The 965-nt window shown below is 73.2% G+C and carries 1 protein-coding gene; it reads left to right on the top strand.

Annotated elements, in window-relative coordinates; translation table 11 throughout:
• Positions 1–807, top strand: an 807-nt coding sequence (locus tag R1101_RS0124365; protein ID WP_016935748.1) for a methionyl-tRNA formyltransferase, incomplete at its 5' end; no start/stop codon positions are given.
• Positions 808–965 lie beyond the last annotated feature (158 nt).

The following is a 965-nucleotide window of genomic DNA, read 5'->3' as shown; positions in this document are numbered from 1 at the left end:
CGCGGCCGGAAGGTCGTGCGATCGGCCGTGGGGCAGCTCGCCGACGAGCACGGCATCGAGGTGCTCACTCCGCGCACGCCGCACGACCCCGAGTTCGTCGCTCGGCTGACCGAGCTCGCACCCGACTGCTGCCCCGTGGTCGCCTACGGCGCCCTGATCCCGCAGCAGGTCCTGGACATCCCTGCTCACGGATGGGTGAACCTGCACTTCTCGTTGCTGCCCGCCTGGCGTGGCGCAGCACCGGTGCAGGCGGCGATCGCCGCCGGCGACGAGATCACCGGTGCGAGCACCTTCCGCCTCGAAGCCGGACTCGACACCGGGCCGGTCTACGGCGTCGTCACGGAGACGGTCCGTCCCACCGACACCGCCGGAGACCTGCTCGGCCGACTCGCCGAAGCGGGAGCCACGCTGCTCGAGTCCACCCTCGACGGACTCGAGGACGGCATCCTCACGCCCGCTCCCCAGCCGGCCGACGGTATCTCGCACGCTCCGAAGGTCACCGTCGAGGCGGCCCAGGTGCAGTGGACCCTGCCCGCGCACGTCGTCGACCGTGGGATCCGCGCGGTCACCCCGGCTCCGGGCGCGTGGACGATGATCGGCGACCTGCGAGTGAAGATCGGACCTGTGACGGTGACCGACGAGTCCCTCGAACCCGGTGAGCTCCAGATCCGCAAGGACGGTGTGCTCGTCGGTACCGCTACCGCGGCGGTGCGACTCGGGACGGTACAGCCGCCCGGAAAGAAGGCGATGGCAGCCACGGACTGGGCGCGCGGCGCCCGTCTCGACCCGAAGGTGCGTGCGCGATGAGCGAGTCCGGTAGGCCCCCGCGGGGCAAGCGCGATCCGGGGGGACGCACGCCCGCCGGGCGCGGTGGGCGCAACAGCGGAGGGAAGCCGGGTCGCACCCCGGCGTCCGAGCACACCCGCCGCCCGCCGAAGCCGCACTCCGACCCCGCCCGCGTCGCC

The sequence above is a fragment of the Rhodococcus sp. R1101 genome, assembly GCF_000278445.1.
Taxonomy (GTDB): domain Bacteria; phylum Actinomycetota; class Actinomycetes; order Mycobacteriales; family Mycobacteriaceae; genus Rhodococcus; species Rhodococcus gordoniae.
This window is presented reverse-complemented; position numbering and strand designations above follow the sequence as displayed.